Raw genomic sequence first — 23,760 nt, 5'->3', positions numbered from 1 at the left:
CTCTAGAGCAAATGATCGGGCCGTCAAGGGATCGGCTTTTGTCGGCGGGGAGCAGTTCACCAAAGTTTGAAGCAGGTAACGCTATTGCCACGATTCAGTCACAATTGGCCCGTTTTTTTGCGCACGTTACAGTGCGGCGGGACAAGGCCGAAGATGATAAAATAGTAACTATCCCCCACTTTGAATAACCGAAACCTGCCCCCATATAAGAGGGCAGAGCAGAGAAGATGAGCAGCGATGGGCAATAACAACGACTGGCTAAACTTTGAACACTTGGCCGAAGAAAAACAAATCGATGCGGTAAAACCGCCGTCTATGTATAAAGTTATACTTAACAACGACGATTACACACCGATGGAATTTGTGATTGACGTTCTGCAAAAGTTCTTTTCTTATGATATTGAACGCGCAACGCAACTGATGCTCACGGTCCACTATCAAGGCAAGGCGATCTGTGGTGTTTTTACCGCCGAGGTGGCGGAAACCAAAGTCGTCCATGTGAACCGGTACGCAAGGGAGAACGAGCATCCGTTGCTTTGTACGCTGGAAAAAGCCTGAATAAGGCAATCTATTGGGGAGGTGCTTATGCTCAATCAAGAACTGGAACTCAGTCTCAACATGGCGTTCGCCAGGGCGCGTGAGCACAGACACGAGTTTATGACCGTGGAGCACCTGTTGCTGGCGTTGCTGAGCAACCCTGCCGCGCGAGAAGCGCTTGAGGCATGTACGGTGGATCTGGCCGCGTTGCGCCAGGAGCTGGAAGCCTTCATCGAACAAACCACACCGACGCTGCCCGCCGGCGAAGACGAGCGCGACACTCAGCCGACGCTCAGCTTCCAGCGCGTGCTGCAGCGCGCGGTCTTCCATGTGCAATCTTCCGGCCGCAGCGAAGTGTCCGGCGCCAACGTGTTGGTGGCTATCTTCAGCGAGCAGGAGTCGCAGGCGGCCTATCTGCTGCGCAAACACGACGTCAGCCGTCTCGATGTGGTGAACTTCATTTCACATGGCACGCGTAAAGACGAGCCGGGCCAAGCACCGAATGCGGAAAACCCGGTGAACGAAGAGCAGTCCGGAGGGGAAGACCGTATGGAAAACTTCACCACCAACCTCAATCAGTTGGCCCGTGTGGGCGGCATCGATCCGTTGATCGGCCGCGATCGTGAGCTGGAGCGCGCGATTCAGGTGCTGTGCCGTCGTCGTAAAAACAACCCGCTGCTGGTCGGCGAATCCGGCGTCGGCAAGACCGCCATCGCCGAAGGCTTGGCCTGGCGTATCGTGCAGGGCGACGTGCCGGAAGTGATGGCGGACTGCACGCTGTATTCGCTGGATATCGGTTCACTGCTGGCCGGCACCAAATACCGCGGCGACTTCGAGAAGCGCTTCAAAGCGCTGCTCAAGCAGCTGGAACAGGATCAGAACAGCATCCTGTTCATCGATGAAATTCACACCATCATCGGCGCCGGCGCGGCTTCCGGTGGGCAGGTGGATGCCGCCAACCTGATCAAACCGCTGCTGTCGAGCGGCAAGATCCGGGTGATCGGCTCGACCACCTACCAGGAATTCAGCAACATCTTCGAAAAGGATCGCGCCCTGGCGCGCCGTTTCCAGAAGATCGACATCACCGAGCCGACGGCGGAAGAGACCGTTCAGATCATCAACGGCCTGAAGGCCAAGTATGAAGCGCACCACGACGTGCGTTACACCGCCAAGGCGATCCGCGCCGCGGTGGAGCTGTCGGTGAAATACATCAACGATCGTCATCTGCCGGACAAGGCGATCGACGTGATCGACGAGGCGGGCGCCCGCAGCCGGTTGATGCCGGCCAGCAAGCGCAAGAAAACCGTCAACGTGGCCGATATCGAATCCGTGGTGGCGCGCATCGCTCGCATCCCGGAGAAAACCGTGTCGGCCAGCGATCGCGACGTGCTGCGAAATCTGGGCGATCGTTTGAAGATGCTGGTGTTCGGCCAGGATCAGGCGATCGAAGCGTTGACCGAGGCTATCAAGATGAGCCGTGCTGGTCTGGGCCACGAGCGCAAGCCGGTCGGTTCCTTCCTGTTCGCCGGGCCGACCGGGGTCGGGAAAACCGAGGTCACCGTACAGTTGGCTAAGGCGATGGATATCGAGCTGCTGCGTTTCGACATGTCCGAGTATATGGAGCGGCATACCGTCAGCCGTCTGATCGGCGCGCCTCCGGGCTATGTCGGTTACGATCAGGGCGGGCTGCTGACCGATGCGGTGATTAAGCATCCGCATGCGGTGGTGCTGCTCGATGAGATCGAGAAGGCGCATCCGGACGTGTTCAACCTGCTGCTGCAGGTGATGGACAACGGGACGCTGACCGACAACAACGGCCGCAAGGCGGACTTCCGCAACGTGATCCTGGTGATGACCACCAACGCCGGGGTGCGGGAAACCGAACGCAAGTCGATCGGCCTGGTACAGCAGGACAACAGCACCGACGCGATGGAAGAGATCAAGAAGGTGTTTACGCCGGAGTTCCGCAACCGTCTGGACAACATCATCTGGTTCAACCATCTGTCTACCGAGGTGATCCAGCAGGTGGTCGACAAGTTTATCGTCGAACTGCAGGCGCAGCTGGATGCGAAGGGTGTCTCGCTGGAAGTGAGCGACGAAGCGCGCGACTGGCTGTCGGTGAAGGGCTACGACCGTGCGATGGGGGCTCGTCCGATGGCGCGCGTCATGCAGGAGAACCTGAAGAAACCGTTGGCCAACGAACTGCTGTTCGGCTCGCTGGTGGACGGCGGTTCCGTGAAGGTCGAGCTGGACAAAGACAAGAAACAGCTGACCTACCACTTCCTCAGCGCCGCCAAACGCAAGGCGGACGAGGGCGCGGTGCACTAAGGCCGCCTATAGGCAAAGAAAAAGCGATGCTTCGGCATCGCTTTTTTTATGGGTGAGATTCACCGTACAACAGAAACGAGTGAGCCCTCTCAGTTTACCTGCGCACCTGCAACCCGTTGTGTAACGTCGCTGCGGGGGTAAACGGAAAGGGCTCCCGAGGGATTACATCCTCGATGCCGCCAGCGTGTGGCGCGCGGTGAGCCGATTAACGGCTACGGAAGACAATGCGGCCTTTGCTCAGGTCGTACGGGGTCAGCTCTACAGTGACTTTGTCGCCCGTCAGGATGCGGATATAGTTTTTACGCATTTTACCGGAGATGTGTGCGGTTACCACGTGCCCGTTTTCCAATTCAACGCGGAACATGGTGTTCGGCAGCGTATCAAGAACGGTGCCCTGCATTTCAATATTGTCTTCTTTGGCCATCGAATCCTCTAGGTCTAACTACCTTAGTTTTTAACCGGCAAGATAATGCCGAAAAACCCCCATTATGTAAAGATGTGTCGGTGAACATTGCACCGTTTCCACCAATTAGTTTACTGGAGAGGGCGGTTCAGCCGGCTGTGGGGATATGACTTGCGGCTCCCAGCACGCCGGCGCCAAAGGCCGCCGTTGAAGGGTGCTGAGCTGCTGCAAAAATTGACGGCGCGGAATTTCACGCGCGCCAAGGCGGGCAGTGTGAGCGTTCAGCACCTGGCAGTCAATCAATTCCCCGCCATAAGCGGCAAAATGGCGGCAAAAGGCCATCGATGCGCATTTTGAGGCGTTGGTGACGCGGCTGAACATCGATTCGCCGCAGAACAACGCGCCCTGCGCCACGCCGTACATGCCGCCGACCAGTTGATCATCCTGCCACACCTCCACCGAGTGCGCATAGCCGAGGCGGTGCAGATGCTGATAGGCGCGCTGTACCTCCGGGCCGATCCAGGTGCCTTCATCCGGCCGGTGGGCGCAGGCGGCGATCACCGCGGCGAAGTCGTGATTGAGCGTGATGCGAAACGGATCGTGGCGCAAAAAGCGTTTCAGGCTGCGGTTGAGATGAAACTCTGTCGGGTACAGCACCGCACGCGGATCGGGCGACCACCACAGAATCGCTTCCCCTGGCGAGTACCAGGGGAAAATGCCGCGCTCGTAGGCCGCCAGCAGTCGCGGCGCCGTCAGGTCGCCGCCGATAGCCAGCAGGCCGTTAGGGTCGCGCAGGGCGCCCTCAGGCGAGGGAAACGCCAGCGACTGGGGGGAAAGTTTAACGATGCGCATACAGGCTCTCTGCGTCCTCTACGGGCCGATTACGGCGCCAGGTTGCTGATACGGTTGCGAAAGCGGGCATAGCGGCCCTGCCGGTGCATCAGGGTGACGTGATCGCCCTGTTCGACAATCCGGCCGTCATCCATCACACAAATGCGGTCGAGATGCTCCAGGCAGTACAGACGGTGCGTCACCAGGATCAGCGTTTTGCCCTGACAATGCCGGCGCAGCAGCGCCAGGATCTGCTGCTCGGTTTCGGCGTCCAGCCCTTCGGTCGGTTCGTCGAGCAGCAGCAGCGGGGCAGGGTGCAGCAGCGCGCGGGCGATGCCCAGACGGCGCTGTTCGCCGCCGGACAGCTGCCGGCCGCCTTCGCCCAGCCAGGCGTTCAACCCGCCGTCGCTGTCCAGCAATTTGCCCAGCCCCACCTGCTGCAGCACCTCGCTCAGGCGAGCGTCGTCGGCGTCCGGCGCGGCCAGCCGCAGGTTTTCCCGCAGCGTATCGCTGAAGATATGCACCCGCTGGCTGACGACCGTGGTCATCCGACGCAGCGTGGTTTCATCATAATCCTCCAGCGGTTCGCCGTTGAGCAGAATGTTGCCGCCGTCGGTGCGCCAGGCGCGGGTCAGCAGCTGCAGCAGGGTGGACTTGCCGCAGCCGGTGCGGCCGAGCAAGGCGATGTGTTCGCCGGCCGCGACCTCGAGCGTGACGTCGCGCAGCACCGGCTGCGGCTGGTCGGGGTAGGTGAAACTCAGCTGCTGCAGGCTAAGCTGAGCCCGATCGGCGGCGGCCGGGCCGGCGGCCGGGAAGGTGACCTCCGGCTGACGATTGATGATCTGTTTGACTCGCGTGGCGGAGGCGATCACCTGGCCGAGATGCTGGAAGGCACCGGCGACCGGCATCAGCGCTTCGAACGACGCCAGCGCGGCGAAGACAAACAGCGCGATCAGCGCGCCGGGCTGGGTATCGCCGCCGATGCCGGCGGCGGTCAGCCACAGCAGCAGCGTCACCGTCAGCCCGCTGGCGAGGATCATCAACGCCTGCGCCTTACCGCTCAGCGAGGCCTGCTGCCACTGGCGCCGTTGCCACCGCTGTTCGGTGGCGTTCAGCGTCTGGCGGAAGTCGTTGACGGCACCGAACACCACCAGCTCGGCCTGCCCCTGCAGCCAGGCGGTCAGGTCGGTACGGTATTGGCCGCGCAGGGCGGTAAGCTGGCCGCCGATCGGCTTGCCGGCGCGATAAAACACCGGCGGCACCAGCAGCAACAGCAGCAACAGAATGCCGCCCAGCGTCAGGGCGAGCGCAGGATCGAGCCAGCTCAGGCCGTAGGTGACCACCAGGATCACCACCGCCGCGCTGATCAGCGGCGAGATCACCCGCAGATAAAGATGATCCAGCGTGTCCACGTCCGCCACCAGGCGGTTGAGCAGGTCGGCCTGGCGGAAGCGGGCGATGCCGCCCGGCGTCAGCGGCAGGATCTTGCTGAAGGTGAACACCCGCAGATGCGACAGCACGCGGAAGGTGGCGTCGTGGCTGACGACTCGCTCGGCATAGCGCCCGGCGGTGCGGAAGATTGCCGCGCCGCGCACGCCGGCGGCCGGCAGCATGTAGTTGAAGGTCAACAGGCCCGCCAATCCGGCCAGCGACGAAGCGGCCAGGAACCAGCCTGATAACGCCAGCAGGCCGATGCTGGCCAGCAGAGTGACAATCGCCAAAAGGATGCCCAGGCTAATCAGCAGGCTATGGCGGCGATACAACGCCAAAAACGGCAGCAAAACGCGCATGATTAAAGCTCCCCGCGGCGATGGGCGATCAGAGTGGCAAACAGGCCCGGTTGGGCGCTGAGGGTGGCGTAATCGCCCTGTTGCACGATGCGCCCGTTATCCATCACCCAAATCTGATCGTAGTCTTCGGTATCTTCCAGCTGATGCGTTACCAGCAGGGTGGTTTGCTGATGCGAAGCGGCGTTCAACGCCTGCATCACCCGTTGTTCGCTGTGGGCGTCGAGGCTGGCGGCCGGTTCATCCAGCAGCAGCAGGCGGCGCGGGCCGATCAGCGCCCGGGCGACCGCCACGCGCTGCGCCTGGCCGACCGACAGGCGAGCGGCGTTGTCGCCCACTTCGGTGTCGAGCCCCTGCGGCAGGTAAGGGAGCAGTTCGCTGACGTAGGCGAGTTCCACCGCCTGCTGCAGCTGCGCTTCGTCGGCCTGCGGGCAGCCCAACAGAATATTGGCGCGCAGGGTTTGCGCCGGCAGGTGCGGGTTCTGGCCGACCCAGCTCAGCTGCTGGCGCCAGGTTTCGGCGGACAGTTCACGCAGCTCAATGCCGTTGACGGTCAACGACCCGCGATAGGGCAGGAAGCCGAGCAGCAGATTCAGCAGCGAGCTTTTACCGGCGCCGCTTAGCCCGACCAGCGCCACGCGCTGCTGCGGTTGCAGGGTGAAACTCAGCGGCCCGGCCAGCAGTACGCCGTTCGGCGACAGGATTTCCAACGCGTTCGCCTGCAGCGTCAGCGGTTGATCGGCGGGCAGTTGCCGCGTGCCGCTGCCCATCTGTTCGCCTTCGGCGCTGAGGAAGGTTTCCAGCGCTTCCGCCGCGCCGATCGCCTGCGCTTTGGCATGGTAGAAGGTGCCGAGATCGCGCAGCGGTTGGAAAAACTCCGGTGCCAGAATCAACACCAGAAAACCGGAAAACAGCGTCACGCCGAGGCCGTAGCTGCCGAAGTTGAGTTCGCCGAGGTAGGAAAAGCCGAAGTACACCGCCACCACGGCGATGGAGATCGAGGCGAAAAACTCCAGCACGCCGGAAGAGAGGAAGGCCAGGCGCAGCACTTCCATGGTGCGGCTGCGGAAGTCTTCGGAGGATTTGGCGATCTGCGCGGTTTCGGCCTGCGCGCGGTCGAACAGCCGCAGGGTGTCCAGGCCGCGCAGGCGGTCGAGGAAGTTGCCGCTCAATCGCGCCAGCGCCACGAAGTTGCGGCGGTTGGCGTCGGCGGCGCCCATGCCGACCAGCGCCATAAACAGCGGGATCAGCGGCGCGGTCGCCAGCAGAATGATCCCCGCGGCCCAATTGATCGGGAAGACGGCGATCAAAATCAGCAGCGGGATGAACACCGCCAGATACATCTGCGGCAGATAGCGCGAGTAATAGTCCTGCATATCCTCGATCTGCTCGACGATGATGCTGGCCCAGCTGCCCGCCGGTTTGCCCTGGATCCAGGCCGGGCCGAGCTGCTGCAGCTTATCCAGCACCTGTTGGCGCATGCGCTGGCGGATCACCTGCCCACACAGGAAACCGATCCGTTCCCGCAGCCAGCTTAACAGCGCCCGCAGCGCGAACGCAGCGGCCAGCCAGATAAACGAAGGGATCAGCTGTTCGCGCGGAGTATGCTCGATGATCAGGGCGTGCAGCAGGCTGGCCAGCAGCCACGCCTGCGCCACGATCAGCAGGCCGCTGAACAGCCCCAACAGCATGGAAAGGCGCAGCCAACGCTGCGCTAACGAACTCTGGGTTTTAAGCCAACGGGTTAACTGTTGCTGTCTGGTTTTTTTCATCAGATATGCGTCTGCGTCGCCGGCGCCCGTTTGTTACGGGCTGGGTTAACGTACTGTTAAATAATAGTGTTTGACGCAATCGGCGACAAACAAGCGAGGTTTCATGTTACCTCGTCACCCGGCAGACTGAAAATAATAAAGCGGCCAAATGTTGCTATAACAGACGTGATTGGGGGGGCGCAGGATAAAGGGACAAAAAAAGCGGCCCGAGAGCCGCTTTTTGCTGGTGGCGAGAAAGCCTTAGCAGACTTCTGCGCCGGCGATGCCGTCCAGGTAACGCTCTGCGTCCAGCGCCGCCATACAGCCGGTGCCGGCGGAGGTGATCGCCTGGCGGTAGATGTGATCCATCACGTCGCCTGCGGCGAAGACGCCGGGGATGGTGGTTTGGGTCGCATTGCCGTGAATGCCGGACTGCACCTTGATGTAGCCGTTTTCCAGCTCCAGCTGGCCGCCGAAGATGCCGGTGTTCGGGCTGTGGCCGATGGCGATGAACACGCCGGCCAGTTCCAGTTCACGGGTTTCGTTTTCCGCTTTGGTACTGCGGATACGCACACCGGTGACGCCCATTTCATCGCCCAGCACCTCGTCCAGCGTATGGTCGGTGTGCAGCACGATGTTGCCGCTTTTTACTTTCTCCATCAGCCGGTCGATCAGAATCTTCTCTGAACGGAAGCTATCGCGGCGGTGGATCAGATGAACCTCGGCGGCGATGTTGGACAGATACAGCGCTTCTTCAACGGCGGTATTGCCGCCGCCGACCACCGCGACTTTCTGGTTGCGGTAGAAGTTGCCGTCGCAGGTCGCACAGGCGGAAACGCCTTTGCCCTTGAAGGCGTCTTCGGAAGGCAGGCCAAGGTAGCGGGCTGAGGCGCCGGTCGCGATGATCAGCGCGTCGCAGCTGTATTCACCGCTGTCGCCGAACAGGCGGAACGGACGCTGCTGCAGATCGACACTGTTGATGTGATCGAAGACGATTTCAGTCTGGAACTTCTCCGCGTGTTCGCGCATGCGCTCCATCAGCGCCGGACCGGTCAGGCCTTCGGCGTCGCCCGGCCAGTTTTCCACTTCGGTAGTGGTGGTCAGCTGGCCACCTTGTTCCAGACCGGTGATCAGCACCGGGTTCAGGTTGGCGCGCGCCGCGTAGACGGCGGCGGTGTAACCGGCCGGGCCGGAACCCAGAATCAGTAATTTGCTATGTTTAGCCGTGCCCATGAATAACCTCTTTATTCCACAATGGCGGATAATGAAGCCGATTGTAGGGAAAATGGCGCAGTAAAAAAAGCGCCGGGCGACGTTGTTAACGATTTGTATGATAGTTGTCGCCTATTAATGCACCCGCTGTCGGCAAAACGTACGGCGAACGCAGAAATTTAGCTTATCAAAGCCGCATTCGGTTACCGAAGCGCCAACCGTGCAAAAACGGCGCACTCTGCAACCTCAGCCGCTTCCCACCGGGGTTTATCTGCCAGCGATTCATAACCAAAAATGGGATGCAGACTTTTCATGACGGTACGTTGTTCTGATTTTGCTTCTTTTACTTTGACAATCCGCTGCGCATTTGCGAAAACATCATAGGAAGAAGAAATTATCCCCGTAACACCAGCAAATCGTACGTATTTGCGCCGCGAGGCGGCAATGCGCAGTGGATGTGCGGAGCAGGGCGCGCAAGCGTTTGCTGATTTTTTCTCGACCTAAACGTCGTTACCGGCGTCGCGCGGGGTTGGACAGACAGGCTGCGCGGCGTGGAATGATGATAGTGAAGAAGCATATGACAGGCATCGGGTCTTCGCTTGGAACGAACCCTTACACATTGACGTTGGCTAGGGTGTGGCAAGTGCACGGAAGAAAATAAGAGAGACAATAATAATGGCAGACAACAAGAAACGCCCGGGTAAAGATCTTGACCGTATCGACCGCAACATCCTGAATGAGCTGCAGAAGGATGGGCGTATTTCGAACGTCGAGCTTTCGAAGCGCGTGGGGTTATCCCCGACACCATGTTTAGAACGCGTGCGCCGTCTCGAGCGCCAGGGTTTCATCCATGGCTATACCGCATTGCTCAACCCGCATTATCTGGATGCGTCCCTGCTGGTTTTCGTGGAGATCACGCTGAACCGTGGCGCGCCGGATGTGTTTGAGCAATTCAACTCGGCAGTGCAGAAGCTTGAAGAGATTCAGGAGTGTCATCTGGTTTCCGGTGATTTCGACTACCTGTTGAAAACGCGCGTACCGGACATGTCGGCTTACCGCAAGCTGTTGGGCGAAACCTTGCTGCGTTTGCCGGGGGTCAATGACACCCGTACCTACGTAGTAATGGAAGAAGTGAAACAGAGTAACCGTCTGGTTATCAAAACACGGTAAGGTACAGGTGCAAAACCTGATTAAATTGGTTACACTCCTGTTTATTCATACAGTTTCGGCGCCGGGGAAGCTTCTCGGCGCTGTTGCTATGTCAGCTAACAGGAACCTGGAGAGCATTTCTTGAGCCAGGAATATACAGAAGATAAAGAAGTTACCCTGAAAAGACTCAGCAGTGGCCGGCGTTTGCTGGAAGCTGTGCTGATCGTGGTAGCGATTTTTGCCGTTTACCTCATGGCTGCGCTGGTCAGTTTCAACCCGTCTGACCCAAGCTGGTCGCAGACCGCGTGGCATGAGCCGATTCACAATCTGGGCGGCGGTGTTGGGGCCTGGTTGGCCGACACGCTGTTCTTCACCTTCGGGGTGCTCGCCTACGCGATACCGCCGATCATGCTGGTTCTGTGCTGGGCGGCCTATCGCCAACGCGGCAACAGAGACTATATCGACTATTTCGCGCTCTCCCTGCGCCTGATCGGCACCCTGGCGTTAGTGCTCACCTCCTGTGGGCTGGCGGCGCTGAACGTTGACGATCTCTATTACTTCGCTTCCGGCGGCGTGATCGGCAGCCTGCTGAGCAACGCCATGTTGCCGTGGTTCAACGGCATCGGCGCCACGCTGGCGCTGCTGTGCGTGTGGGCGGCGGGGCTGACGCTGTTTACCGGCTGGTCCTGGCTGGTGATCGCCGAGAAGATCGGTGGGGCGGTATTGGGCGTCGCGACGGTGATGACCAACCGCTCGCGCCGCGAAGAACGCTATTTCGAGGATGACGAGCGTTACGTTGACGACGAGCCTGAGCAGGCAGGGAAGGTCGCCGCAACCGCCGCCGGGGCCGCAGCCGCCGATGACGACGTGCTGTTCTCCGCGCCTTCGGTCACCGAAAGTGCCAAAGAGGCGGCGGAAGACGCCGCCGATCCGTTGCTCAGCGGCCTGCGAGCCGACGATGGCGAGGTTGAAGCCGACGCCGCGCCAATCGCGCCGGCGGCTTCGCCTGCACCGGCGGTGACGGCAGAGATCCACGAGCCGGTTGCTGCACCGATCGCCGCTCAGGCGCCGTCGGTCACGGTGGCGCCGGCCGCGCCGACCTCGGTCAATCAGCACCCGGTAAGCGCACCAGCGCAAGACGCCACGCCGCCGCTGTACTCCTTCGAAATTCCGGAAGAAACGCCTGCGCCTAAGGCGACGCGCCCTGTCGATCCTTATCAGGACGACGATGAGCCGCGCTTGGGCAATTGGCAAGAGCCGGCTGCGGCGCAGCCGCCGGCGCGTTCTCCCTTTGATTTTACCGCCGCGCAGCGCGACAGCGCCGACGTCAGCGGAGCGGGTGGTTTCAGCGCCACCGGCGCCAAGCCACAGCTGGATACGGCAGCCGCTGCTGCTGCAGGCGCCGCAGCGGCGACCTTCATGCCGGCCTTCACGGCCACCAGCGACGGCAACCCGCAGGTTAAGCAGGGCATTGGCCCTGAGCTGCCGCGGCCGAATCCGGTGCGAATCCCGACTCGTCGCGAACTGGCTTCTTACGGCATCAAGCTGCCTTCGCAGCGTGCCGCCGAGCAGGAACAGCGCCAGGCCGAGGCGGAGCCTCAGCAGCCGACGGCGGTGAGCCCGCAGGAAGAAGAGGCGCTGCAGGAAGCTGCGCTGCGTCAGGCGTTTGCCGAGCAGCAAAGCCAACGCTACGGCGAAAGCTACGCGCCGGAGCAAGATGACGAGAGCGCCCTGCAGGAAGCCGAGCTGAGCAAGGCGTTTGCCGAACAGCAGAGCCAACGTTACGGCGAAGGCTATCAACAGAACGACGAAGAGGCGCTGCAAGAGGCCGCGCTGCGCCAGGCGTTCGCCGAGCAGCAGCAGGCGCGCTACGGCCAGCAAGAGCCGGCCCCGCAGGCGCCGGCTGCCAGCCCGGTCGATACCCGCAATGCTTTCAGCTTCTCGCCGATGGCGGATCTGGTGGACGATGGCCCGAGCGAGCCAATGTTCACGCTGTCGCCTCAGCTTGAAGAGCGCATTGAACAGCAAAGCGAGCAAGAGGACGACGTGCCGTTCGGCCAGTTTGAGCCTGCGGCGCCGGCTGCCCAACCTCAGCAACCGCACTCGCAGCCTCAACAGTACCAACAGCCGCAGCAACAGCAGTATCAACAGCCGTCGCCACAGCAATATCAGCAGCCGCAGCAACCGGTGCAGCAGTCTCAGCAACCCCAGGCCGAACAACATCCGGCGATGGATAGCCTGATTCACCCGTTCCTGATGCGTAACGATCAGCCGCTGCAGAAGCCGACCACGCCGCTGCCGACGCTGGATCTGCTGACCGAAGCGCCGAGAGAGGTGGAACCGGTCGATTCCTTCGCGCTGGAACAGAAGGCGCGCCTGGTGGAGGCCAGCCTGGCCGATTACCGCGTGAAAGCCGACGTGGTGGACATCCTGCCGGGGCCGGTTATCACCCGCTTCGAGCTGGATTTGGCGCCGGGCGTTAAAGCGGCGCGCATTTCCAACCTGTCGCGCGATCTGGCGCGCTCACTGTCGACTTCGGCGGTGCGCGTAGTGGAAGTGATCCCCGGTAAGCCTTACGTCGGTCTGGAACTGCCGAACGCCAAGCGTCAAACGGTGTATCTGCGCGAAGTGCTGGATTGCCCGGCCTTCCGTGACAACCCGTCGCCGCTGTCCATCGTATTGGGTAAAGACATCTCCGGGGAACCGGTGGTGGCCGATCTGGGTAAAATGCCGCACTTGCTGGTCGCCGGTACCACCGGTTCCGGTAAGTCGGTCGGGGTCAACGCCATGATCCTGAGCATCCTGTATAAAGCCACGCCGAAAGAAGTGCGCTTTATCATGATCGACCCGAAAATGCTGGAGCTGTCGGTTTACGAAGGCATTCCGCACCTGTTGACCGATGTGGTCACCGACATGAAAGACGCTGCCAATGCGCTGCGTTGGTGCGTGGGTGAAATGGAACGCCGCTACAAGCTGATGTCGGCCCTGGGCGTGCGTAACCTGGCCGGCTACAACGAGCGCGTCGATCAGGCCGAAGCGATGGGGCGCCCGATCCCGGATCCGTTCTGGAAACCGACCGACAGCATGGACATCACGCCGCCGGTGCTGGAGAAAGAGCCGTATATCGTGGTGATGGTCGACGAATTCGCCGATCTGATCATGACGGTCGGCAAGAAGGTCGAAGAGTTGATCGCTCGCCTGGCGCAGAAAGCGCGTGCGGCGGGTATCCACCTGGTGCTGGCGACCCAGCGTCCGTCGGTGGATGTGATCACGGGTCTTATCAAGGCCAACATCCCGACGCGTATCGCCTTTACCGTGTCGAGCAAGATCGACTCCCGCACCATCCTCGATCAGGGGGGCGCCGAGTCCTTGCTGGGCATGGGTGACATGCTCTATCTGGCGCCGAACTCCTCGATTCCGGTGCGTGTACATGGCGCATTCGTGCGCGATCAGGAAGTGCACGCGGTGGTCAAGGATTGGAAAGCGCGCGAGCGGCCCCAATATAAAGAGGGCATTCTCAGCGGCGGCGAAGACGGTGAGGGCGGTGCCGGCGGCGGTATGGACGGTGACGAAGAGCTGGATCCGTTGTTTGACCAGGCGGTGGATTTCGTGGTGGATAAACGCCGCGCCTCTATCTCCGGCGTACAGCGCCAGTTCCGCATCGGTTATAACCGCGCGGCGCGCATCATCGAACAGATGGAAGCGCAGGGCATCGTCAGCGAGCAGGGGCACAACGGCAACCGCGAGGTGCTGGCGCCGCCGCGGCACGATTGATGGTCGTTTAGCCATTGCAATTCAATAAGAAAGGGCCGCTTAAGCGGCCCTTGTGCAAAGAAGCGTAAACCCGTTTCTTCTCGGAACATTGGCCTACCGGCCGATCGCCGGCTTCGGGTAAAGTAACCGGGTAAAGGGTTGATTTGACCCGCACGGCGTCGCCCTGCGGTTAACGCATTTCATAAGGTATCTGGAATAATGAAAAAACTGTTAGTTGCCTGCTGTCTGCTTTCGGGATTCGCTTCCACCTCCGTGTTGGCCGAGGCCGCACAGGATCTGCAAAGTCGCCTGGCGAAGGTGAACAGTTTCCACGCCAGCTTCTCACAAACCGTGACCAGCGCCGACGGCGCCGCGGTGCAGCAGGGTGAAGGCGAGCTGTGGGTGAAGCGGCCAAACCTGTTCAACTGGCACATGACGTCGCCCGATGAGAGCGTGCTGGTTTCCGATGGCCAGACCCTGTGGTTCTACAACCCGTTCGTCGAGCAGGTGACGGCGACCTGGCTGAAAAACGCCACCGGCAATACGCCGTTTATGTTGATCACCCGCAATAATGCCAGCGACTGGAAACAGTACAACGTGAAGCAAAAGGGCGATGATTTCGAGCTGACGCCGAAGTCCGCCAGCGGCAACCTGAAGCAGTTCGCCATCAGCGTGACCAACAGCGGTACCATCCGCAGCTTTGCCGCGGTGGAGCAGGATGGTCAGCGCAGTTCCTACACGCTGAAAAGCCAGCAGAACGTCGCCGCCGATCCGGCCAAATTCAAATTTACCCCGCCGAAGGGGGTGACGCTGGACGACCAGCGCCAGTGAGGTGCCAGTGAGTAATAATCTGTCGCTCGATTTTTCCCAGAACGAATTCCAGCCGTTGGCCGCGCGTATGCGGCCGACCACGCTGGCACAGTATATCGGCCAGCAGCACCTGCTGGCCGCCGGCAAGCCGCTGCCGCGCGCCATCGAGGCCGGGCAGCTGCACTCGATGATTTTATGGGGGCCGCCGGGCACCGGGAAGACGACGCTGGCAGAGCTGATCGGCCGTTACGGCCAGGCAGATGTCGAACGGATCTCCGCCGTGACTTCCGGTATCAAGGAGATCCGCGAGGCGATCGAGCGGGCGCGGCAAAACCGCGACGCCGGCCGCCGCACCATCCTGTTCGTCGACGAAGTGCACCGCTTCAATAAGAGCCAGCAGGACGCTTTCCTGCCGCACATTGAAGACGGCACCATCACCTTTATCGGCGCTACCACCGAAAACCCGTCGTTCGAACTGAACTCGGCGCTGCTGTCCCGCGCCCGCGTCTATCTGTTGAAGGCGCTGACCGCCGAAGATATCGGCCAGGTGCTGGATCAGGCGATGGGCGACAAGGCGCGCGGCTTTGGCGGCCAGAATATTGAGCTGCCGGCGGAAACGCGCCGCTTGCTGTCGGAACTGGTGGGCGGCGATGCGCGCCGGGCGCTGAATAGCCTGGAAATGATGGCGGACATGGCGGAGTTAGACGCCAAAGGCGTGCGGGTGCTGACGCCGGAACTGCTGAAAGAGGTGTCGGGCGAACGCAGTGCGCGCTTCGACAACAAGGGCGACCGTTATTACGACCTGATTTCCGCGCTGCATAAATCGGTGCGCGGCTCGGCGCCGGACGCCGCGCTGTACTGGTATGCGCGCATCATTACCGCCGGCGGCGATCCGCTCTACGTGGCGCGCCGTCTGTTGGCGATCGCCTCCGAAGACGTGGGCAACGCCGATCCGCGCGGCATGCAGGTGGCGATCGCCGCCTGGGATTGCTTCACTCGCGTGGGGCCGGCGGAGGGTGAGCGCGCCATCGCGCAGGCGATCGTCTATCTGGCCTGCGCGCCGAAGAGCAACGCGGTCTACACCGCGTTCAAGGCCGCCATGCGCGACGCCAAGGAGCAGGACGATTATGACGTGCCGGAGCACCTGCGCAACGCGCCGACCAAGCTGATGAAGGAGATGGGGCTGGGGGCGGAGTACCGTTACGCCCACGACGAACCCAACGCCTACGCCGCCGGCGAGAACTATTTCCCGCCCGAAATGGCCCATACGCGCTACTATCAACCGACCTCGCGCGGGCTGGAAGGGAAAATCGGCGAAAAGTTGGCATGGCTGGCTGACCAGGATCAAAATAGCCCGACAAAACGCTACCGCTAGCGTGGCCGTTGCGGTAAGGTTAGCGGGTATCACTCTTCTTTTATGCGGCTATAAATCAGCCGCATAGAACAACAACACTTCTTTCAATAACAACAAGCACAGGATTAGCATGCTCGATCCCAATCTGCTGCGTAATGAGCTAGACGCAGTCGCCGTCAAACTGGCTCGCCGAGGCTTTAAACTCGATCTGGATCTGCTGCGTTCGCAGGAAGAACGCCGCAAAGTTCTGCAGGTAGAAACTGAAACGCTGCAAGCGGAACGCAACTCCCGATCGAAATCCATCGGCGCGGCCAAAGCGCGTGGGGAAGACATCGAGCCGCTGCGTCGCGAAGTGAACGAGCTGGGTGACAAGCTGGATGCCGCCAAGGCGGCGCTGGATGCGCTGCAGAGCGAGATCCGCGATTACGCCCTGACGCTGCCTAACCTGCCGGACGACGCCGTGCCGGATGGTAAAGACGACAGCGAAAACCTGGAAGTGACCCGCTGGGGCGAACCGCGCCAGTACGACTTCGCGGTGCGCGATCACGTCGATCTGGGCGAAATGGCCGGCGGGCTGGATTTTGCCGCCGCGGTTAAGCTGACCGGTTCGCGCTTCGTGGTGATGAAAGGGCAAATCGCCCGCATGCACCGTGCGCTGTCTCAGTTCATGCTGGATCTGCACACCGAGCAGCACGGCTACCTGGAGGCCTACGTGCCTTACCTGGTCAACCACGCCACGCTGTACGGCACCGGCCAGCTGCCGAAGTTCGGCGAAGATCTGTTCCATACCCGTCCGCTGGAAGAAGAAGCCGACAGCAGCAACTATGCGCTGATCCCAACGGCGGAAGTGCCGCTGACCAACCTGGTGCGCGACGAGATCGTGGAAGAGGAATCTCTGCCGCTGAAAATGACCGCACACACGCCATGCTTCCGTGCGGAAGCCGGTTCTTACGGCCGTGACACCCGCGGTTTGATCCGCATGCACCAGTTCGACAAGGTTGAAATGGTGCAGATCGTTCGTCCGGAAGATTCGATGGATGCCCTGGAAGAGCTGACCGGCCACGCGGAAAAAGTGCTGCAGCTGCTGAACCTGCCTTACCGCAAGGTGCTGCTGTGCACCGGCGACATGGGCTTCGGCGCCTGCAAGACTTACGATCTGGAAGTGTGGCTGCCGGCGCAGGATACCTACCGCGAGATCTCGTCCTGCTCCAACATGTGGGACTTCCAGGCACGCCGCATGCAGGCGCGCTGCCGCAGCAAAGCCGACAAGAAACCGCGTCTGGTCCACACCCTGAACGGCTCGGGCCTGGCGGTTGGCCGTACGCTGGTGGCGGTGCTGGAAAACTACCAGCAGGCCGACGGCCGCATTCAGGTACCTGAAGTGCTGCGTCCATATATGGGCGGCCTGGAATACATCGGTTAAACGACAAACCACGAAAAAGCGCCTGCGGGCGCTTTTTTTATGTCGAGAATTCAGCCCGTAGTCAGCGTATAAGCCTGTTGAATGTAGTCCGCCAGATGCTTGCTTTTCACCTCGTCGGGCGAGTGGAGCTTGATGTGCCGCCGATACTGGCCGCTGCCTTCAAGTTGCTGATAGCGATCTTCCAGTCGGTGCCCTTGGCCGAATTCCACCGTGACGTGATTGCGGTAGGCGAAAACGCCGCAGAAAAATTGGCTATGCGAGAACATGATGCCGCCGTATTTGACCGATTCGGTGACGCCGTTGCCGCTCTCCGCAGCGATCCGCCGCACCTGCTGCACAATGGCCAGCAGGTCACCTTGCGTGCTGCCGATGTCCGCCAGCAGGGCCTCTACCACCGCATTATTTGCCTGACTCATCTTGTTTCTCCGTCGTCAAATTCGCACTGCGCTGAGCATAGCGCTTTTTCAGCCGGTTAGCCGGAAACAAATCGTGCGGTGAAATGATAAGAGGCGATTGACTTTTTTATCGCCAGTGGCATGATGCGCGCACTCTCATTGCGCGTTCGGTCACAATCTCACTATGTCCGCATACTCTCGCCCAGTGCTCTTATTGCTCTGCGGCCTCTTGCTGCTCACGGTATCCATTGCCGTTTTGAATACGCTCGTGCCTCTTTGGTTAACCCATGCTCAGCTGTCGACCTGGCAGGTGGGAATGGTCAGCTCCTCTTATTTCAGCGGCAACCTGTTGGGCACGCTGGTGGCGGGCAAACTGATCCAGCGCGTCGGCTTTACCCGCAGCTATCATCTTTCTTGTCTGGTGTTCGCCGCCGCGACCGCCGGCATGGTGCTGTCGATCGATTTTTGGAGCTGGCTGGGCTGGCGTTTCTTCGCCGGCGTCGGCTGCGCCTGGATTTGGGTGATCGTGGAAAGCGCGCTGTTGCGCAGCGGCAATCTCAGCAACCGCGGCCAGCTGCTGGCGGCCTATATGATCGTTTATTACCTCGGTACGGTGACCGGCCAATTGCTGTTGAGTATGACCTCGACGGAATTGCTGCACGTGGTGCCGTGGGTGACCGCTATCGTGATCAGCGCGATGTTGCCGATGCTGTTTGCGCGGGTCAACCGCCATGAAGACGAGCCGCAGCAGGCGGCGGTGTGGACAATGCTGAGACGCCGCAGCGCGCGCCTCGGCATCAATGGCTGCATCATCTCCGGCATCGTGCTCGGTTCGCTGTACGGCCTGATGCCGCTGTACCTCTCCCATCAGGGCATGAGCGACGCCAACGTCGGTTACTGGATGGCGCTGCTGGTCAGCTCCGGCATCGTCGGCCAATGGCCGGTCGGGCGGCTGGCCGATCGTTACGGGCGTCTGCTGGTGCTGCGCATTCAGGTGTTCGTGGTGATCCTCGCCAGCGTAGCGATGCTCGGCAACTACGCCATGGCGCCTTCGCTGTTCATCCTCGGCTGCGCCGGCTTTACCCTGTACCCGGTGGCGATGTCCTGGGCCTGCGAGAAGGCGCTGCCGCACGAGTTGGTGGCGATGAACCAGGCGCTGCTGATGAGCTACACCATCGGCAGCCTGCTGGGCCCGTCGATGACGGCGCTGCTGATGCAAAACTACTCCGACCGCGTGCTATTCGTGATGATCGCCGCCGTGGCGCTGGTTTACCTGCTGATGCTGCTGAAGAAGCAGAAGCCGGACCATCATCACACCCCATTCGCCGCCGCCTGAGCATAAAAAAACCGGCCATGAGCCGGTTTTTCTTGTGGCGTGAGCCAATCAGTAGATCACTTTGTGGCCGTAGCTTTCCAGGATGCCTTTGACGCGATCCATGGTCTCGGCCTTCGGCGGGTGCACACCGTCCAGCTTGTACTCTTCCCCCATCGCCACCCATTTGTGCTTGCCCAACTCGTGATAGGGCAGCAGCTCGATTTTCTCGATGTTGCTCATGTCTTTGGTGAATTCGCCCAGCAGGTGCGCCGATTTATCGTCGTCTGACCAACCCGGCACCACCACGTAGCGGATCCAGGTACGTTGATTGCGTTTCGCCAGGTAGCGAGCGAATTCCAGCGTGCGGTGGTTGGAGACGCCGACCAGGTTCTGGTGGATCTCGTTATTCATCTGTTTCAGGTCCAGCATCACCAGATCGGTGGTGTCCAGCAGCTCGTCGATCACCGGATCGTAGCGGCGCACGAAGCCATTGGTGTCCAGGCAGGTATTGATGCCTTCGGCGTGGCAGGCACGGAACCAGTCGCGCACGAATTCAGCCTGCAGGATCGCCTCGCCGCCGGACGCGGTCACGCCGCCGCCGGAAGCGTTCATGAAATGGCGGTAGGCCACCGCGTCTTTCATCAGCTCTTCGACGGTCACTTCTTTGCCGCCGTGGGTATCCCAGGTGTCGCGGTTATGGCAATAGAGGCAGCGCATCAGGCAGCCCTGGAAAAAGACGATAAAGCGGATCCCGGGCCCGTCGACGGTGCCGCAGGATTCGAAGGAGTGGATGCGACCAGTTACTGACATTGCGGGGTTTTCTCCAATATTGACTGTCAAACGCAGTCTAAAAATAGGCGCGTGGCCGCCGGCCAGGTATCTGCGATGCAGTGGCGGGGTGAGCCCGCCACCGGGGGTAATGATGCCTGTCGGCCGGTCAGTTGCCGGATAACTGTTTTGCCGGCTATCCATTCAGTATAGATGTCCGGCAAAACAGACTCTACGGAGTCAGGGGAGAGCGGTGGGAGAAAAGGGCCGGCAGAACCGGCCCCGACGTTGGCACCGGGCGGTTTCCCGCCCGGTTGGCGTATTACATCGTTTGAGTGAAGGTACGAGTAATCACGTCCTGCTGTTGCTCTTTGGTCAGCGAGTTGAAGCGCACGGCGTAACCGGAAACGCGGATGGTCAGCTGAGGGTATTTCTCAGGGTTTTCCATCGCGTCCAGCAGCATTTCGCGGTTCATCACGTTGACGTTCAGGTGCTGGCCGCCTTCGATGGAGGCTTCATGGTGGAAGTAACCATCCATCAGGCCCGCCAGGTTGGCTTTACGCACGTCGTCGTCTTTACCCAGCGCGTTAGGCACGATGGAGAAGGTGTAGGAGATCCCGTCTTTCGCGTAGGCAAACGGCAGTTTGGCTACCGAGGTCAGGGAGGCTACTGCGCCTTTCTGGTCGCGGCCGTGCATCGGGTTGGCACCTGGGCCGAACGGTGCGCCTGCGCGGCGGCCATCCGGGGTGTTACCGGTTTTCTTACCGTACACCACGTTGGAGGTGATGGTCAGTACGGACTGAGTCGGTACCGCATTGCGGTAGGTGCGCAGTTTCTGAATTTTCTTCATGAAACGTTCCACCAGGTCGCAGGCGATGTCATCGACGCGGGCGTCGTTGTTACCGAACTGCGGATACTCGCCTTCCACTTTGAAGTCGATGGCCAGGCCGTCTTCGTCGCGAATGGTGGTGACTTTCGCGTACTTGATGGCAGACAGGGAGTCGGCCGCCACGGACAGACCGGCGATGCCGCAAGCCATGGTGCGATAAACGTCACGGTCATGCAGCGCCATCAGCGCAGCTTCGTAGCTGTACTTGTCGTGCATGTAGTGAATGATGTTCAGCGCGGTCACATACTGCTTGGCCAGCCAATCCATAAAGTGGTCCATGCGCGCCATGACTTTGTCATAGTCCAGCACTTCATCCATCATCGGCGCTTCTTTCGGGCCGACCTGCATTTTCAGTTTTTCGTCAACGCCGCCGTTGATGGCGTACAGCATGGTTTTCGCCAGGTTGGCGCGGGCGCCGAAGAACTGCATTTGTTTACCGACGATCATCGGGCTGACGCAGCAAGCGATGGCATAGTCATCGTTGTTGAAATCAGGGCGCATCAGGTCGTCGTTTTCGTACTGAACGGAAGAGGTGTCGATGGACACTTTCGCCGCGAATTTCTTGAAGTTCAGCGGCAGCTTCTCAGACCACAGGATGGTCATGTTCGGCTCCGGAGACGGCCCCATGGTGTACAGGGTGTTCAGGAAGCGGAAGCTGTTTTTGGTGACCAGGGTACGGCCGTCTACGCCCATACCGGCCAGGGATTCCGTTGCCCAGATTGGGTCGCCGGAGAACAGCTCATCGTACTCAGGGGTACGCAGGAAGCGCACCATACGCAGTTTCATCACCAGGTGGTCAATCAGTTCCTGCGCTTGTTCTTCGGTCAGTTTGCCCGCCTTGATGTCGCGCTCGATGAACACGTCGAGGAAGGTGGACACGCGGCCGAAGGACATGGCGGCGCCGTTCTGGGATTTCACCGCGGCCAGGTAGCCGAAGTAGGTCCACTGCACCGCTTCTTGCGCGCTGGTGGCCGGGCCGGAGATGTCGTAACCGTATTTGGCGGCCATCTCTTTGATCTGAGCCAGAGCGCGATGCTGTTCAGCGATCTCTTCGCGCAGCTGGATGGTCATTTCCAGATCTTCGCCGTTTTCCAGTTTTTCCTGCAGCGATTTGAACTGGTTCAGCTTGTCGGCCATCAGGAAGTCGATACCGTACAGCGCCACGCGGCGGTAGTCGCCGATGATGCGGCCGCGGCCGTAGGCGTCTGGCAGGCCGGTCAGAACGCCGGATTTACGGCAGTTCAGGATGTCTTTGGTGTAAACGTCGAATACGCCCTGGTTGTGGGTTTTACGGTATTCGGTGAACACTTTTTTCAGCTGCGGATCCAGCTCGCGGCCGTACACTTTGCACGAACCTTCGACCATTTTGATGCCGCCGAACGGGATCAGCGCGCGTTTCAGAGGGGCGTCGGTCTGCAGACCTACGATGGTTTCCAGCTCTTTGGCGATGTAACCCGCGTCGTGAGAAATGATGGTTGAAGCAACGTTGGTGTCGAAATCAACCGGCGCGTGAGTGCGGTTTTCCAGTTTGATCCCTTCCATAACCTTGTCCCACAAGGTGGTGGTGGCTTGAGTTGCGCCAGCCAGGAAGGATTCGTCACCCTCATAAGGCGTGTAGTTTTTCTGGATGAAGTCACGAACGTTGACTTCATTCTGCCAGTCACCCTTGCTGAAACCTTCCCAAGCGTTGGCTAATTTCTCGTTAAGTTCGGTCATTGTACACCTACCTTTGATTGTGGATTTCTAACTCTGCGCGCGGTAGCTCACAGCTTAGTGCTGTTCGCGGCCCCCGCGCAGATAAATTACCCAGTAAGTCAACCCAACCAGCAGACCGCCGCCGATGATGTTGCCGATGGTGACCGGAATCAGGTTGTCGATGATGAAGTTGCTTACTGTCAGATGAGCGAATTGCTCAGGTACCGCCCCTACGGCTTGCCAGAATTCCGGCGTGGCGAAGTGTTTGACCACGATGCCCATAGGGATCATAAACATGTTGGCGATGCTGTGCTCGAAGCCGCTGGCGACAAACATCCCGACCGGCAGCACCATGGCGAGCATCTTGTCGGTCAGGGTGCGGCCGGAGTAGCTCATCCAGACCGCCAGGCAGACCATCAGGTTAGCCAAAATGCCGAGGCACACGGCTTCGATAAAGGTGTGATGCAGCTTGTGGTCTGCGGTTTGCAGGACGTTCAGGCCCCACTGGCCGTTGGCGACCATATACTCGCCGGAGAACCAGATCAGTGCCACGAAGAACAGTGCGCCGACCAGGTTGCCGAGATAAACGTTCAGCCAGTTCGCGCCCAGCTGGCCCCAGCTGATACGGCCGCTGGCCTTGGCGATGACGATGAGCACGGTAGAGGTGAACAAGTCGGCGCCCGACACCACCACCAGCATTAACCCGAGAGAGAAGCAGATGCCGCCGACCAGTTTCGCCAGGCCGAAAGGCACGCCGGCGGTGCCGGTGGTCGCCGTGATGTAGAAGACGAAGGCGATGGAAATGAAGACACCGGCGGTGATCGCCAAATAAAACGTTTTCAGCGGATGTTTGGTGGCTTTATACACGCCGGCATCTTCAGCGATTTTCGCCGTGGCCGCAGGTAAAATCAGATCGAAGGGGCTGTCAGTTTTCAAACTAACTCTCGCTCTTAAGGGTTAAAACAACGCAATGAGATACTAGCAAAGCAGTATAGGGGAAAATTTGATTTGGATCATAAGGCGGGGAAGTAGAGCGGTAAAATGGCGTGTTTTTTGTGTGGTTTTTGTGGGTAATTTTTTGATTTTTAAGTAAAAAAATTTTTTTAATGTTTGCAATTTTTTTTGAATCTACCGGGTGGATGGCGTAGGGTAAAGTTAAATTTTTAGGCATTTTGTCGCCGTCTGTCGCTGAAAGTTTAATTATCGGTTAATTATTATTTCACCGTCCGGCAACAATTGACGGTTTATTTATTTTTATGGTCGTTTAACCGCCTATCTTCCGGCGAGAAAATAAAACCGAATGCGTTGAAATAAACCGCAAAAATGAAAACGCCGCAACGGAGTGCGGCGTTTGGCAAAA

The 23,760-nt window shown here is 59.9% G+C and carries 18 protein-coding genes; 8 read left to right on the top strand and 10 right to left on the bottom strand.

Features of this window, described 5'->3' with window-relative positions; genetic code table 11:
* The first annotated feature begins 237 nt into the window (after positions 1 to 237).
* The gene (clpS, locus tag HMPREF3138_RS19480) at positions 238 to 558 is read left to right on the top strand and encodes an ATP-dependent Clp protease adapter ClpS (protein WP_004928347.1); all 321 of its coding nucleotides are present in this window, start codon (positions 238 to 240) and stop codon (positions 556 to 558) included.
* Between the two features lie 27 nt (positions 559 to 585).
* Positions 586 to 2,865 carry an ATP-dependent Clp protease ATP-binding subunit ClpA gene (gene clpA / locus HMPREF3138_RS19475; RefSeq protein WP_038883249.1) on the top strand — a complete coding sequence of 760 codons (2,280 nt, stop codon included), beginning with the start codon at positions 586 to 588 and terminating at the stop codon, positions 2,863 to 2,865.
* Positions 2,866 to 3,070: 205 nt separating this feature from the next.
* Here the strand turns inward: clpA and infA are convergent, their stop codons facing one another.
* The 5 genes from infA to trxB form a co-directional block, all read right to left on the bottom strand.
* Positions 3,071 to 3,289: a translation initiation factor IF-1 gene (infA, locus tag HMPREF3138_RS19470; protein WP_002211347.1), complete on the bottom strand. Its 219-nt coding sequence runs from the start codon at positions 3,287 to 3,289 to the stop codon at positions 3,071 to 3,073.
* A 105-nt stretch (positions 3,290 to 3,394) separates the two neighbouring features.
* Positions 3,395 to 4,120 carry a leucyl/phenylalanyl-tRNA--protein transferase gene (gene aat / locus HMPREF3138_RS19465; RefSeq protein ID WP_070559243.1) on the bottom strand — a complete coding sequence of 242 codons (726 nt, stop codon included), beginning with the start codon at positions 4,118 to 4,120 and terminating at the stop codon, positions 3,395 to 3,397.
* A gap of 29 nt (positions 4,121 to 4,149) precedes the next feature.
* Positions 4,150 to 5,889 (bottom strand): heme ABC transporter ATP-binding protein/permease CydC, encoded by a 1,740-nt coding sequence (gene cydC, locus HMPREF3138_RS19460; protein WP_038880753.1) that lies wholly within the window; start codon positions 5,887 to 5,889, stop codon positions 4,150 to 4,152.
* A gap of 2 nt (positions 5,890 to 5,891) precedes the next feature.
* Positions 5,892 to 7,658 carry a heme ABC transporter permease/ATP-binding protein CydD gene (gene cydD / locus HMPREF3138_RS19455; RefSeq protein WP_038880755.1) on the bottom strand — a complete coding sequence of 589 codons (1,767 nt, stop codon included), beginning with the start codon at positions 7,656 to 7,658 and terminating at the stop codon, positions 5,892 to 5,894.
* Positions 7,659 to 7,898: 240 nt separating this feature from the next.
* Positions 7,899 to 8,870, bottom strand: a complete 972-nt coding sequence (gene trxB, locus HMPREF3138_RS19450; protein WP_070559241.1) for a thioredoxin-disulfide reductase — start codon at positions 8,868 to 8,870, stop codon at positions 7,899 to 7,901.
* 654 nt (positions 8,871 to 9,524) lie between these two features.
* On the opposite strand from trxB, the gene lrp reads away from it, so the two are divergent.
* The 5 genes from lrp to serS all read left to right on the top strand — a co-directional run bounded on the left by lrp (position 9,525) and on the right by serS (position 17,338).
* Positions 9,525 to 10,019 carry a leucine-responsive transcriptional regulator Lrp gene (gene lrp / locus HMPREF3138_RS19445; protein ID WP_004928318.1) on the top strand — a complete coding sequence of 165 codons (495 nt, stop codon included), beginning with the start codon at positions 9,525 to 9,527 and terminating at the stop codon, positions 10,017 to 10,019.
* Between the two features lie 120 nt (positions 10,020 to 10,139).
* A complete protein-coding gene (locus HMPREF3138_RS19440; protein ID WP_038880757.1) occupies positions 10,140 to 13,772 on the top strand; it encodes a DNA translocase FtsK 4TM domain-containing protein in 3,633 nt (1,210 codons plus the stop codon).
* 198 nt (positions 13,773 to 13,970) lie between these two features.
* Positions 13,971 to 14,582: an outer membrane lipoprotein periplasmic chaperone LolA gene (lolA, locus tag HMPREF3138_RS19435; protein WP_038880761.1), complete on the top strand. Its 612-nt coding sequence runs from the start codon at positions 13,971 to 13,973 to the stop codon at positions 14,580 to 14,582.
* 67 nt (positions 14,583 to 14,649) lie between these two features.
* Entirely contained in the window at positions 14,650 to 15,936 is a 1,287-nt protein-coding gene (locus HMPREF3138_RS19430) for a replication-associated recombination protein A (RefSeq protein WP_070559252.1), read from the top strand.
* A gap of 109 nt (positions 15,937 to 16,045) precedes the next feature.
* Positions 16,046 to 17,338 (top strand): serine--tRNA ligase, encoded by a 1,293-nt coding sequence (gene serS / locus HMPREF3138_RS19425; RefSeq protein WP_038880767.1) that lies wholly within the window; start codon positions 16,046 to 16,048, stop codon positions 17,336 to 17,338.
* 50 nt (positions 17,339 to 17,388) lie between these two features.
* Here serS and HMPREF3138_RS19420 read toward each other — a convergent pair whose 3' ends face one another.
* Positions 17,389 to 17,754, bottom strand: a complete 366-nt coding sequence (locus HMPREF3138_RS19420; protein ID WP_038880770.1) for a DUF1801 domain-containing protein — start codon at positions 17,752 to 17,754, stop codon at positions 17,389 to 17,391.
* Positions 17,755 to 17,917: 163 nt separating this feature from the next.
* On the opposite strand from HMPREF3138_RS19420, the gene HMPREF3138_RS19415 reads away from it, so the two are divergent.
* Positions 17,918 to 19,069, top strand: coding sequence for an MFS transporter (locus HMPREF3138_RS19415; RefSeq protein WP_033637849.1), 1,152 nt, complete (start codon positions 17,918 to 17,920; stop codon positions 19,067 to 19,069).
* A 48-nt stretch (positions 19,070 to 19,117) separates the two neighbouring features.
* Here HMPREF3138_RS19415 and pflA read toward each other — a convergent pair whose 3' ends face one another.
* The 4 genes from pflA to HMPREF3138_RS26455 form a co-directional block, all read right to left on the bottom strand.
* A complete protein-coding gene (pflA, locus tag HMPREF3138_RS19410; protein WP_038880773.1) occupies positions 19,118 to 19,858 on the bottom strand; it encodes a pyruvate formate lyase 1-activating protein in 741 nt (246 codons plus the stop codon).
* A gap of 280 nt (positions 19,859 to 20,138) precedes the next feature.
* Entirely contained in the window at positions 20,139 to 22,421 is a 2,283-nt protein-coding gene (pflB, locus tag HMPREF3138_RS19405) for a formate C-acetyltransferase (RefSeq protein ID WP_016928324.1), read from the bottom strand.
* 54 nt (positions 22,422 to 22,475) lie between these two features.
* Positions 22,476 to 23,336, bottom strand: a complete 861-nt coding sequence (gene focA / locus HMPREF3138_RS19400; protein ID WP_019454548.1) for a formate transporter FocA — start codon at positions 23,334 to 23,336, stop codon at positions 22,476 to 22,478.
* A 1-nt stretch (position 23,337) separates the two neighbouring features.
* Positions 23,338 to 23,571, bottom strand: coding sequence for a hypothetical protein (locus HMPREF3138_RS26455; protein ID WP_139145166.1), 234 nt, complete (start codon positions 23,569 to 23,571; stop codon positions 23,338 to 23,340).
* Positions 23,572 to 23,760 lie beyond the last annotated feature (189 nt).

It is taken from the genome of Serratia sp. HMSC15F11 (assembly GCF_001808215.1).
GTDB classification, from domain to species: domain Bacteria; phylum Pseudomonadota; class Gammaproteobacteria; order Enterobacterales; family Enterobacteriaceae; genus Serratia; species Serratia nevei.
Note: the sequence above shows the minus strand (reverse complement) of the source record. Positions and strands in the feature narration are given on the sequence as shown.